At 62.9% G+C, this 11,469-nt stretch carries 12 protein-coding genes; 3 read left to right on the plus strand and 9 right to left on the minus strand.

All coding sequences use genetic code 11. The annotated features are described in order from the left end of the window. The 7 genes from F4Z81_11555 to F4Z81_11585 all read right to left on the minus strand — a co-directional run. Positions 1-817, minus strand: an 817-nt coding sequence (locus F4Z81_11555; protein MXW05692.1) for an efflux RND transporter permease subunit, incomplete at its 3' end; no start/stop codon positions are given. A gap of 812 nt (positions 818-1,629) precedes the next feature. Continuing rightward, the gene (locus F4Z81_11560; GenBank protein ID MXW05693.1) at positions 1,630-2,769 is read right to left on the minus strand and encodes an efflux RND transporter periplasmic adaptor subunit; all 1,140 of its coding nucleotides are present in this window, start codon (positions 2,767-2,769) and stop codon (positions 1,630-1,632) included. 142 nt (positions 2,770-2,911) lie between these two features. After that, entirely contained in the window at positions 2,912-3,751 is an 840-nt protein-coding gene (locus F4Z81_11565) for an amidohydrolase (GenBank protein MXW05694.1), read from the minus strand. 29 nt (positions 3,752-3,780) lie between these two features. After that, positions 3,781-4,665 (minus strand): DMT family transporter, encoded by an 885-nt coding sequence (locus tag F4Z81_11570; GenBank protein ID MXW05695.1) that lies wholly within the window; start codon positions 4,663-4,665, stop codon positions 3,781-3,783. Positions 4,666-4,813: 148 nt separating this feature from the next. Beyond that, positions 4,814-5,854: an ACR3 family arsenite efflux transporter gene (gene arsB, locus F4Z81_11575; GenBank protein MXW05696.1), complete on the minus strand. Its 1,041-nt coding sequence runs from the start codon at positions 5,852-5,854 to the stop codon at positions 4,814-4,816. 57 nt (positions 5,855-5,911) lie between these two features. Next, a complete protein-coding gene (locus tag F4Z81_11580) occupies positions 5,912-6,583 on the minus strand; it encodes a protein-tyrosine-phosphatase (GenBank protein MXW05697.1) in 672 nt (223 codons plus the stop codon). 11 nt (positions 6,584-6,594) lie between these two features. Further along, positions 6,595-7,008: a metalloregulator ArsR/SmtB family transcription factor gene (locus tag F4Z81_11585; GenBank protein ID MXW05698.1), complete on the minus strand. Its 414-nt coding sequence runs from the start codon at positions 7,006-7,008 to the stop codon at positions 6,595-6,597. Positions 7,009-7,306: 298 nt separating this feature from the next. On the opposite strand from F4Z81_11585, the gene F4Z81_11590 reads away from it, so the two are divergent. Together F4Z81_11590 and F4Z81_11595 are read left to right on the plus strand one after the other, a co-directional pair. After that, a complete protein-coding gene (locus F4Z81_11590) occupies positions 7,307-8,779 on the plus strand; it encodes a sulfatase-like hydrolase/transferase (GenBank protein MXW05699.1) in 1,473 nt (490 codons plus the stop codon). 21 nt (positions 8,780-8,800) lie between these two features. After that, positions 8,801-9,595, plus strand: a complete 795-nt coding sequence (locus F4Z81_11595; protein ID MXW05700.1) for a S1/P1 nuclease — start codon at positions 8,801-8,803, stop codon at positions 9,593-9,595. A 9-nt stretch (positions 9,596-9,604) separates the two neighbouring features. On the opposite strand, the gene F4Z81_11600 is transcribed toward F4Z81_11595, so the two are convergent. Then, on the minus strand, positions 9,605-10,438 hold the full coding sequence (locus tag F4Z81_11600; GenBank protein ID MXW05701.1) for a sulfite exporter TauE/SafE family protein: 834 nt from the start codon (positions 10,436-10,438) through the stop codon (positions 9,605-9,607). A 127-nt stretch (positions 10,439-10,565) separates the two neighbouring features. Here F4Z81_11600 and F4Z81_11605 point away from each other — a divergent pair, with 127 nt between their 5' ends. Next, complete coding sequence (locus tag F4Z81_11605; GenBank protein MXW05702.1) at positions 10,566-11,225, plus strand: NUDIX hydrolase; 660 nt, start codon at positions 10,566-10,568, stop codon at positions 11,223-11,225. A 57-nt stretch (positions 11,226-11,282) separates the two neighbouring features. On the opposite strand, the gene F4Z81_11610 is transcribed toward F4Z81_11605, so the two are convergent. Then, on the minus strand, positions 11,283-11,469 hold a 187-nt coding region (locus F4Z81_11610), incomplete at its 5' end, for a 2-oxoacid ferredoxin oxidoreductase (GenBank protein MXW05703.1).

The following is an 11,469-nucleotide window of genomic DNA, read 5'->3' on the forward strand; positions in this document are numbered from 1 at the left end:
ATGCCATCATGGGAATGAAGGTCAGGGCCACGGCCAGGGACGCCAGCAGGGCGAAGGTGACGGTCAGGGCCTGGTCGGTAAAGATCTGGCCGGCGATTCCTTCGATGAATACGATGGGAAAGAACACGGCGATCGTGGTCAGGGTCGAAGCGGTCACCGCCATCCCCACTTCCGACGCGCCGCGGCGGGCGGCTTCCACCATGCTGTCGCCTTCCTCCCGGCAGCGGTAGATACTCTCCAGCACGACGATGGCGTTGTCCACCAGCATGCCGATGCCCAGTGCCAGCCCGCCGAGGGACATGATGTTGAGCGTGGTCTGGCTGAAGAACATCAGGATGAAGGTGATCAGCACGGAAACCGGGATGGCCACGCCGACGATGAGCGTGCTGCGCAAGTTGCGCAGGAAGAGGAAGAGGACGAGGATCGCCAGCACGCCACCCCACTGGGCCGTCTTGATGACCTCGTCGATGGCGTTTTCGATGAAGCGGGACTGGTCCGACACGAGGTGAAGGGTCACGCCTTCGGGCAGCGTCGAAACGATGGTGTCCGCCTCGATGCCTATCACGGCTACACCGGTTCCGCCACCTGATGATTCCGCGGTGGCCGCGGCCGTGTCTTCCGACTGCTCGGTGGTGTCTTCCTCCGTTCCTTCGGCAACTGCAGGCTCCTCATCCCCCGTTGGGTCCGCATCTCCCGCTGGATCCGCATCCCCCGTATCCACATCGCCCAGCCGTTCCCTGATCGCCCGGGCGACCGTCACCGTGTTGGCGTCCGCTTCCTTGAACAGGGCGATCTCCACGCTCTCGCGGCCGTTGATCCGCGTAAGCGTCTTCCGTTCCTTGAAATGCCGCCGGACCGTACCCACGTCGTGGAGGCGCACGGGAACCTCGCCCCGGCTGGAGATGATGATCTCGCCGATTTCCTCGACGGTCTGGAATTCATTGACTGCCCGTACGATCAGCGCTTCGTCGCCTTCCTGGAGCTGCCCCCCGGCCTGGTTGATGTTCTCCGCGGCGAGACGCTGGTTGATCTGGCCGAAGGTAAGTCCCAGCCGGGTCAATTGCGCTTCGTTGATTTCCACCTGGATTTCTTCGACCAGCCCGCCCTTGATGCGGACCGAGGCGACGCCGGGCACTGTTTCGAGCTGCCGCCTGATCTCCCAGTCCGCCAGGTTCCGCAGCATGATCAGATCGTCCCCGGACAACCCCAGGCGCATGATGGGATCGAGCTCCGGGTTGTACCTCAGGAGAATGGGACGCTCGGCGTCCTGGGGCAGGAACACGCGGTCCACCCGTTCCCGCACGTCCATGATGGCCAGGTTCATGTCCGTGTCCCAATCGAATTCGAGCACCACGTCGGAGACGCCCGCCCGAGAGATGGAACTGACTTCCACCAGGCCGGTAACGACCCCCACGTCCTCTTCGATCCTGCGGGATATGAGGTTTTCGATTTCCTGAGGAGCGGCGCCTTCGTACTCCGTGCGCACCGTGAGGGAAGGGTAGGAGATGTCCGGTAGGAGATTGACCGCCAGGCGCTGGAAGGACACGTATCCGAAGATAAGCGCAGCCAGTACCAGCATCGTGATGGTGACGGGCTTGCGAATGGCGAAATCAACGATGTTCATGGAGGTTATTCCGGCGCTTCGGGAGCGACGATCTTAACCCGGGTGCTGTCTTTCATGCTGCGATGGCCGGCGATCACGACCAGGTCGCCCGGGCTCAGCCCTTCCTGGATCTCGGTGAAGTCCGCGTCCTGCAGGCCGAGGGTGAGGGCGACGCGCGTTGCGATGCTGTCCTTTACGGTGAAGACTTCATCGTCTTCCAGCAGGGCGATCTTGGGGATCAGCAGCACGCCTACGTGCTGGTCTGCGAGGATGGTCACCTTGACGAACATGCCCGGTTTGAGCCGCCAGCCGGGGTCGTCGATCCGGATGGTGACCTTGAAGGTGCCGTTCTGCGGATTGATGATGGAACTCACACGGTGAATCGTGCCGTTGAACGTGCCGTCCGGCAGGGTCTCCGTTTCGAGGATGACCTGTTGGCCCGGAGCTACGTGCGACCACTCCATTTCGGGCAGATGGGTGTAGATCAGCAGCGTGTTGAGGTCGACCAATGTGAAAAGCGCATCCCCCGGCCTGGCCATGTTGCCGACGTTCTGGTGGCGTTCCGTGATGGTGCCGCTGAAGGGCGCGCGGATGGTGGTCTTGTCGAAGGCGACCCTGGCGGACTCCCAGTCCGCCCTGGCCATGATCAGCTCCCGCTCCTTCGCCTCGTGGTCCACCTCGCTGATGAGCTGTCCCTCCAGCATGGCCTCCGATCGATCGAATTCCTGCTTGCGGGCATCCCGGATGGCCTCCGCACGAGCCAGGGAGACCTCCTCTTCGTCGTTTTCCAGCACGGCGAGGACATCGCCCCGCTTCACGTAGTCGCCTTCTTCGACGCGCATCTCTTCGATCATGGCGGTCGTCCGCGGGAAGATCTGGGCATCGCGGTCGGCTTCCACCGTAGCGGTCGTCAGCACGATATCCGAAATGGTGCCCAGGGAAGCCTCTATCACGTTCACCGGGACCGGTGGCACCTCCGTGGTGTCGGCTTCGGCCTCGCCGTCCTTTCCGACGACCTCTTCTTCGCCTGCTTCCTCTTCGGCCGTATCCGAACTCGCGGCTCCGCATCCCGCCGCGATGAACGCCGCCAGGAAAGCGATGCACACCGCGGTGGCGGCTGCCCGGGAAAGACGCATTATGAGGGGTAGAACGCCTGGACGACGCATGCCTGCTCCTCCAGAACAATACTAAATCAATACTAACTATCTAATATACACCCGCGAAAGCCTGTCATTCACGCGAAGTTCGCGCCTGTCTGCTCCATTAGACAGCGGACACGGGGCAATAGTTTCCGTTAAATGCACGATTTCACCCCGTCTCAGCCAGCAAACGCGCCATGTTCCCGCCCAGGACGAGGTCCATGTCCGCCTTCGCGATAAAGGTACAGTGGGTCCGCACGGCCTCGAGCGAGTGCTGGTACGTACTCGCCCGGGCGACGGGCGGATAGTTGGACGCCCAGCAAAGGCGGTCGGCCCCGTAGGACTCGTAGAGCTTGCGGACGATCCACATGCAGTCCGAGTAGGGATATTCCCAGGCGGTCTCCGAGACGTATTGGAAACCGGACAGCTTGATGTGGATGTTGGGTACGTCGGCCGACGCCAGGACCTCCTCGAGCATGGGCCGGGGCGCCGGTTCACCCACCTTCACGCCGGCCATGTGATGGCAGAGGAAGGGGGTGTCCGGAAACCGTCGCGCGAGCTTGCGCAGCGCGGGCATCCAGGCCGGACCCAGGGCCAGGGAAGCGATCTGGTTGAGTTCGGCTGCCTTCTCGAAGAAAGCGAGGCCTTCCCGCGACTCGAACCAGTCCGTATCGCCCTTCAGATAGTGGGTGAACCCTTTCAGCCGGTACTTCTCTACCGATTCGGCCAGCCGGTCGGCGCCGCCCGGGATGTGGTAGGTATCGGACCAGGAACAGTCCACGTCGGCGAACTGGATGAACCGGTCGGGATATCGGCGGACGCACTCGGCTCCGTAGTCGTTGTTGTTGGGGTTGTGCTCGATCCGGGCGCAGACCAGCACCGCCTTATCCACCCCGGCCAGGTCCATTTCGTGCAGCAGCATCTCGGCCCGGCCCCGGTTCTCCGGATCCGGGACTTCCGGTTCGTAGGGCCAGTAATCCCACGCGTGGGCATGGCAGTCGATGATCATCGTTGGATTCCTTTCTGAAGTTGCGGTTGTCAATACCGGTTGACCACCCAGAGTCCGGCCGCCAGCAGCACCAGGCCGCCCGTGAGGTAAGTGGTCACCTGGTCGCCGAGGATGAGCCAGCTCAGGAGGACGCCGAACAGGGGCGTCGTGAAGAAGAAAGCGCTGATCTGGGTGGCGCTGTGCCGCTGCAGCAGCCGGATCCAGACGAGGAAGCAGAATCCGGCCACGATGGCGCCCTGGTACAGGACCGCAGCCACGATGGCCGGGTCGATCGTGACGGGCAGATTCCATTCGGTAGAAACCCAGAGGACGGTGAAGATGGGCAGCACGACCACCTGCTGCCAGAAGATCACCGCCACGGGGGAGATGCGCCTGACCAGGACCTTGTTGATCATGATCTGTATGGCCAGGCTGATGGAACTGAACAGGACCAGCACGTCGCCCAGCGGGGTCGAAGGCCCGCCGGCTTCATCGTATATGGTCAGCACCATGCCGGCGCCGGCCAGGACCAGCCCGACGTTTTTCATCAGCGTCAGGCGGTCGCCCGGGATGATGTAATGGGAGATGGCGGCGACGACGAAGGGGTAGGTCTGCATGAATAGTACCGCGTGGCTTCCGGAAGTCCGCTCCGCGCCGATGTTCAGGAAGAGGATCTGCGCGGCCATGACGAGGGCGGGTACGGCGATGATCAGGCGGTCGCCCCGCGCCACGTAGAGCGAGACGCCGGCCAGGCGTGTCCAGGCGAAGACGCACACCAGGGCGACCCCGAACCGCAGCACAGCCAGGAGGATCGGCGGGATGCCCTGCAGGCCCACCTTGACCGATACGACCAGGCCGCCCCAGAGCGTGCAGAGCATCAGCACGAGGAGGATGGACCTCGTCGTCAACGGCTGGTTTTCGTCGATGTGGGTCACCCTGACCAGCCTTTTCGGGGGAGGAAGGAAACGAGAGGAAACGGCAGGGCGAGATTATACGAATCGGGAGCGCCTGGAAGCAATGTTAAAGTTCAGCTTCGACGTTCAGCATCAGCGTTCAGGCCCGGCCGCGGGATGCCGCGACGGTTTACCGGTCATACACGCGCCGGAAACGCAGGGCCACGTTGACCAGCGCGATCATGACCGGCACCTCGACGAGGGGGCCGATGACCGCCGCGAAGGCCACGCCCGATTCGATGCCGAAGACCGCCACGGCCACGGCGATGGCCAGTTCGAAGTTGTTGCTCGCGGCGGTGAAGGAAAGCGTGGCGTTTTTTGAATAGTCCGCGCCGATCTTCCGTCCCATCCAGAAGGTGATCAGGAACATGAGCACGAAATACACGAGGAGCGGAACGGCGATCCTGACTACGTCCAGGGGGATGGCCACGATCGTGTCGCCCTTCAGGCTGAACATGACCACGATAGTAAACAGCAGCGCCACCAGGGTGATGGGACTGATGCGGGGGATGAAGGTCGATTCGTACCACGGCCTTCCCTTGAGCCGCACCAGGACCAGGCGGGTCGTCATGCCGCCGAAGAAGGGAATACCCAGGTAGATGAGCACGCTTTCCGCGATCTGGGCGATCGTCACCGGCACGACGCTGCCCTCCAACCCGAACCAGGGCGGAAGCACCGTGATGAAGACGTAGGCGTACACGCTGTAGAAGAAGACCTGGAACAGGCTGTTGAAGGCCACGAGGCCGGCGGCGTACTCCGTGTTTCCCTTCGCCAGTTCGTTCCACACGATGACCATGGCGATGCACCGTGCCAGGCCGATGAGGATCAGGCCGGTCATGTACTCGGGATGCGCCGGCAGGAAGATCGCCGCGAGTCCGAACATGAGCATGGGGCCGACGACCCAATTCAGGAAGAGGGACGCGCCGAGGATCCGCACGTTGCGGAAAACGTCCCACAGTTCCTCGTACTTTACCTTGGCCAGCGGGGGATACATCATCAGGATGAGCCCGATGGCGATGGGCAGGTTGGTCGTGCCTACCTGGCCGAGCTGGATCAGGGCGGGCACCTCCGGCGCCCACACGCCGAGCGCGACGCCGAGGCCCATGGCCAGGAAGATCCACAGGGTCAGGTACCGATCTCGCGCCGACAGTTTACCCGTCGTTGTATCCATGGTCTCGCTCAGGTTGATTTCGTGGCGGATTTGCGTTTGGCCGCCATGTCCGTCCTGTCACACCGTCCGCCCGGCCGCTTTGTCCGCTTCGGACACCCTCGCGAACAGCCAGACCATCTCGCGGCAGATCTCCCGGCATCTTTCGTCGTAGACCTCCGCCTCCCGTTCCGTGCCATCGGCGGACTTCGGGTCCTCATAGGGGACGAGCACACGCCGGTCCGCACTAGGAATCACAGGACACTCGCGGTCTGCGGTGGAACAGGTCAGGACCGCGCAGAAACCGTCCTGCGGATTCGAGGGATCGAGGTAGGTCTTGGAGAACGCAGGAATCGGGGTCAGTCCATTACCGGCGTAAACGGTGTAGACCGGGTTGTCCGCCGGAGTGCCGCGGTCGATCCAGAAACCCGCCCGAATTATGGCGTTCAAAGCCCTCTGATCGAAGGCGGAAACTTCGGTTCCGCCCGAGAAAGCGGCAATTCCCCGTATGCCGAAAAACCACGCGGCGGTCTGGGCCCAGATCTGGGCCATCTGGCTTCGGCGGGCATTGTGCGTGCAGATAAAGGTCAATCGGGCCGGTTCACCGCTTAGCAGCCGATCTGAAATGTATGCGGAAACACGTTCCAGTACCTTCTCGCGGTCCTTCGAAATCCGGTCGGATTCGGCGAGGCGCGCCTTGAGATAGCGACCGAGGTTCGGGTAGATTACGGCATCCTGGGGGGACGGTCTCATTGTAACTCCCGTTAAACCATCGACTGACCATGTAAAGCCGGGTCGTCGCGTTCGTCTACCTGGAGCAGGGCCATGGAGGGCTGGGGCACGCAGATCTTGCCTTCGCTCGCCAATCCGCGTAACCGATCCAGGTCCGCCTGGACCCGCTCGTGGACCTGGCGGGCCGAGACGAGATAAACCGACACGTACTTCAGGGCGATCGAGGAGTCCGTGGCCAGCGCGTAGTAGATCCAGATCCCGTCGCGGCGGTCCGTGAGCAGTCCGTACTGCTTCAGCACGGCCAGGTGCCGGGAGATCTTGCCCTGGGGCATATCCAGGACCGCCATGATTTCGCATACGCACAGTTCCCGCTCGGTCAGCAGGAACAGGATACGGAGGCGTGTCGCGTCCGAACAGGCCTTGAATACGGCAACATCTTTATCCATTAGAACACCCCGGCGAATCAACACCTGCATGACGGTCCGTGCCGGACGGCACCTGCGTGTCGACCTTTGTGCAGAGACTCACGCATGGTAGCCCCTGCACGGCGGTTTACGCGCGATGAATACGTCTATATATCTATAAACGAATATACGAATATAATAAGGCCTGTCAACCAGATTCGTCAACGAAAACGCACAGGCTGATGTCGCCGGTATCGGTGGACACCGGGCAGCGCGTGTTGTATATTGTGGTGTACTTTCGACGCGACTGAACTCGATGGATGTTCGATACGAGAGCACCATGCCGTCACCTCCCCACGTACTGCTTGTCTGTACCGATCACTGGCCGGGCAGGCTATTCGGCCAAGCGGGACATCCGGTGATCCAGACACCCACCCTGGACACGCTCGCCCGTAGCGGGGTGAGGTATACGCGGGCCTACAGCGAATGCCCGGTGTGCATTCCCGCCCGCAGGACGATCATGACCGGTACGACCACGGCCACCCACGGCGACCGGGTCTTCAAGGTCGACAATCCCATGCCGCCGGTACCCACCGTGGCCCAGACCTTCCGGGACAACGGCTACCAGGCCTATGCGGTGGGCAAGCTGCACGTATACCCGCAGCGGGACCGGATCGGGTTCGACGACGTGATCCTGGCGGAGGAAGGACGTCCGAACATTGGCGCCCTGGACGACTACGAGGCTTTCCTCGGCGAGAACGGTTACGCCGGCGAAGGATTCACTCACGGCATGAGCAACAACGATTACGCTCAGCGGCCCTGGCATCTGCCCGAGGCCATGCACGTGACCAACTGGACCACGCGCCAGATGGCCCGGATGATCCGGCGCCGCGATCCGACACGGCCGGGATTCTGGTACCTGTCCTACTGCCATCCCCACCCCCCGCTGACCCCGTTGCAGTGCTACCTGGACCTGTATCGCGACGAGGACCCTGGTGAGCCGTATCGGGGCGACTGGGCGGAAGACCCCGACGGCCTGCCCTATGCACTGAAGGCGGTCCGCGGAAACAACTGCGGGATGAGCGGCGCCCAGGTCGCCTGGGCGAGGAGAGCCTTCTACGCGCTTTGCACCCACATCGACCACCAGTTGCGCGTGGTGATCGGCACGTTGCGTGAGGAAGGCCTGATCGACAACACGATCGTGCTCTTCACGGCCGACCACGGGGACATGCTGGGCGATCACGGCCTTTGGGCGAAGCGCCTGTATTACGAGCAGTCGGCCAACGTACCCATGATCCTCGTGGGCCGGGCCGGCGATGACCGGGTCGGACACAACCGCACCGACGACCGGCTCGTGGGCTGGCAGGACGTGATGCCCACGCTGCTGGACCTCGCGGGGATCGATGTCCCGGGCACGGTCGAAGGCCTTTCCATGGCGGGCGAGGACAAGCGGGAATACCTGTACGGCGAGTGCGGCGAAAACGCCCAGGCCACGCGCATGATGCACGATGGCCGGCACAAGCTGATCTACTATCCGGTGGGCAACCATCTACAGTTATTCGACCTCGAGCAGGATCCGGAAGAATGCCGCGATTTATCCGAATCGTCGGACCACACCCAAATCTCAGCCCGGCTGAAGGCTAGGCTGGTGGACCAGATGGCCAGCCTGGACCCGGCGTGGATACAGAACGGGGAATTGACCGGCCTGCCGGACCGAGAATACACATTGCCACCCAACCGGGGTCTGTCCGGCCAGCGGGGCCTGCACTGGCCGCCGCCGCCCACGGATCCGGGATCTTCATACGTACCCTGAACGCATACCGGAGAACCGCTCATGCGCACTGCACGAATAGCCGTCCTATCGATCCTCCTGTTGTGCGGGTCCCCGCCGGCCGCGGCCTGGGGGCCGAACGGCCACCGCATCGTGGGCCAGATCGCCGAGAACCACCTTACGGACGCGGCCCGCAAGGGCATTTCCAAACTCGTCGGCCGCGCTTCGCTGGCGCAGATCGGCACCTGGGCCGACGAGATCAAGTCCGATCCCGCCTGGCGCCATGCCTCGCCGTGGCATTACATCAACGCGGCGCCCGGCCAGTCGATTGAGTCGGCGAAAAGAAGTCCGGACGGCGACGTGGTCGAGGCCATTCAGCGTTTCGAACGGGTGTTGAGGGACCGTGGATCGGGCAGGAAGGAACGGGTGGAAGCGTTGAAATTCCTGACGCACTTCGTGGCCGATGTCCACCAGCCGCTGCACGTGGGCTATGCCAGCGACCGCGGCGGCAATGATATCCGGGTCCGGTGGTTCGGCGAAACTACGAACCTCCACAGGGTCTGGGACGAGCACCTCGTCGAGCACCAGCGGCTGAGCTTCACGGAATGGGTCCGGTTCTTCGGGCACGCCGAACCCGGCGAAATCGAGGCGTGGCGCCGTTCGGACGTATATGACTGGGCGCGGGAGTCGCGGAGCATGTTGCCGGCCGTCTACGACTACGGCAGTTCCCGTTCCGAAAGAACCCCCTACCTGGGCTATGCCTATATCTTCAAGCATGCCGACGGGGTCAGACTCAGGCTGCTGCAGGCCGGCATCCGCCTGAGCGGCATGTTGAACGATATATTCGCCTCGCCCTGATCCCGCCTGTCAACCCCCGAACAGCATGACCCCTCCCGCGACCAGCACGAGTCCCGTAATGGTGATCTGCAGGTAGCGCTCCGGAATCCTGCGGGACATCCGCACCCCCAGGGGCACGCCCACCAACGATCCCGCCGCCATGGTCACAGCGATGGCGAGATCCAGCTGGCTGCTGCCGGCGTAGATGATCGAACTCGTGAGCGTCAGCACCAGCGCGATGAAGATCGACGAGCCCACCGTGTCCACCGCACTTAGCCGGAACAGGATGATCATGAGCGGCACGATGAGTATGCCGCTGCCCACCGAGGTGGAGGCGATCAACCCGCCGATGAAAGCGCCGAGTACCGCCACGAGGAACACCTTTCCGCCGGTGACCCGGGCAGGCGCGTGTTGTCCGGCCGGTCCGGCCGCCGCGTGGGAACCCGGCCGCATGAACATGTGCCACAGGATCAGCAGGCCCGATAGGATGACCACCGCCGCGATGAACTGGCGAAGATTCGTCTGGAGGTCGCGCCAGGCCGGGTCGGCCGGGTCCATGTCGCCGGCGTACCCCGTGATCCAGAGGGCGACGGCTACGGAGACGGGCACCGCCCCCACGAGGAAGTACGCCGAGGTGCGGAACCGGATGGTCCCCTGCCGGAAATGGAAGAACACGGCGGGGAGCTTGCAGAGGCAGGAATAGAGATGGGCGGTGCCCACCGCTACCGTGGACGGCAGGCCGAATCCCAGCGTGAGAACGGGCAGCAGGAGGACCCCGCCACCGATGCCGGTCATGCCGATACAGGCGCCGATCAGCGCGCCGGACAGGAGTTGCACGACGGTCTTCAGGACATCCAGGTCCATAGAAGGCGAAACGGCTCCCTTCGCGCGGGCGCAAACTGCTCCCGACTACCTGCGCTCCCGACTACTTGCGCTTCCACCCATTTTTCTCTTGCCACACCCTTCCAAACGATGCAAACATGACCTTGCGATGATTCCGACCAAACCATACGCGGCCACGGACCTGGGCATCTTTCGGTTCCTCGACGGTAAGTTGCTCGTCTACCTGGTCGAGTTGAAGATCGAACCCTTCGTGGGCCGCTATTCGCTGCCCGGGACCCTGGTGCTCGAAACGGAAGACCTGGAGTCTGCGGTACGGCGCGCCTACCGCGAGGCAACGGGCCGGTCAAGCGCCTACTTCGAGCAGGTCTACACCTTCTCCGCCATCGACCGGGATCCCAAGAGAAGAACGATCTCGACGGCCTACATGGGGTTTCCCGACCGCCCGGGCGAGCCCTTTGAACCGGTGGACAAGTACCGCACGGGGGAATGGTTCTACGTCAATGATACCCCGTCGCTGGCGTACGATCACAATGAGATTCTGAAGGTTTGCACGGACAGGATCGCGGCCAAACTGAATTACACGAATATCGCGTTGCTGCTGCTGCCCGGTGAATTCACTATGGCGGAACTGCAGTGCGTATATGAACAGGGGCTGGGTGAAAAGCTGGAATCGGGGAGTTTCAGCGACAAGGTCCTGTCACTGGACATGATCGAAGCCACCGGCGGGGAACGCCCGTCAGAGCACGCCCCGACGGTCCCCCTCTACCGCGCCGCGCACCGGGAACTGCAGGAAATCCCCTTCATCTGAAACGCGGCTTCGACTCGGTGTCGCGGCTTCGATCCGGTGCGGCAACGCCTTATCCCACTACATCATGCGCTTGATGATCCGGCCGGACTGCTCCTGGCTGATCCCCAGGTCGCGCCGCGCGATCGCGCCGCCTTCGTCCAGCACCGGCTCCTGGTCACCCAGCGTGGGCGCGTCCTTCTTCTGAAAGAACAGCCCGGTGTAGATCTCGTCTCCCCAGATCATCGCTTTCTCGCAGGCCGTCTTC

The organism is Gemmatimonadota bacterium, assembly GCA_009835325.1.
Classification (GTDB): domain Bacteria; phylum JAAXHH01; class JAAXHH01; order JAAXHH01; family JAAXHH01; genus JAAXHH01.